At 49.6% G+C, this 1,060-nt stretch carries 1 protein-coding gene; it reads right to left on the bottom strand.

The features are described from left to right. Positions 1 to 7: 7 nt before the first annotated feature. A partial coding sequence (locus tag ICN30_RS11515; protein WP_216275783.1) for an IS30 family transposase occupies positions 8 to 1,060 on the bottom strand: 1,053 nt, incomplete at its 5' end.

The following is a 1,060-nucleotide window of genomic DNA, read 5'->3' as shown; positions in this document are numbered from 1 at the left end:
CTTGGATTCAACCGGTCAACGCAACAGATTGAGCAAAACGTTCTGCCGGTGTTTGATAGTTTAGTGTTTTTCTAGGGCGTTCATTTAGTTTCCTTGCCACTGCATTGAGCTTGGCTTGGGAGTAGTTAGCCAGACTCATTCCTTTAGGGAAGTATTGTCTTAATAATCCATTGGTATTTTCGTTCGATCCTCGTTGCCAAGGATGCTGGGGATCACAAAAGTACACTTGAACATCCGTGGCTAAGGTAAAACGTTTGTGTTCAGACATCTCTTTACCCCGATCCCACGTTAACGACTTATAAAGCTCGTCCGGTAATTTTCTCGCATGCTTAATTAAGGCATTGACGACAGTTTGACTATCTTTACGGGCAACCTTTACTAGCATTACATAGCGAGTCTGGCGCTCAACGAGAGTAGCGATCTGGCTGTTGGCATCCCCATAAAGTAGATCGCCTTCCCAGTGTCCTGGCACCGCGCGATCTTCTGCTTCTGCTGGCCGCTCTCTAATGGAGACTGCATTGGCAATCTTGCCAAGGCCGACATCTTTGAGTGTGTGATGACGTGAGCGGCGCATGATCCGAGTGCGACGTAAGTGCGCCACGAGCTCTTTCTTTAAGGCTCCACGGGCTTGGATAAAGAGGCTGCGATAAATTGTCTCGTGTGACACCTGATAGCTTTTCTCATCTGGATACGTTTGCTTTAACCATCCGGCAATCTGTTGTGGCGACCACTGCAAGAACTGCAGCTTATCTGTCACGATAGTTGCCAAGGGCTTGTTCAAGACCAGTTTACAAGTCTTAGGACGAAGTGCTCGATCCCAAGCGGCTCCATCAGCCCCAGCTGATCGGTAGTCTTTGGCGCCACCATTACGCTTAACCTCCCGACTAACCGTAGAGGGCGATCTACCTAAAAGCTGAGCGATGGAGCGAAGGGATTGTCCCGTTGCTAGGCCGCGGGAGATCTCTTCTCGCTCAGCCAAAGTTAGCGCTAAAACGGATCGAGTTCGCTCTGGCGGTCTGATGCCACCACTTTCAGCCAAAATACGCTGGATAGAGGAGTG

Origin of the sequence: Polynucleobacter sp. 31A-FELB, assembly GCF_018882405.1 — a bacterium.
Taxonomy (GTDB): domain Bacteria; phylum Pseudomonadota; class Gammaproteobacteria; order Burkholderiales; family Burkholderiaceae; genus Polynucleobacter.
The sequence above is the reverse complement of the archived record's forward strand: the minus strand, read 5'-3'. Positions and strand labels throughout refer to the sequence as shown.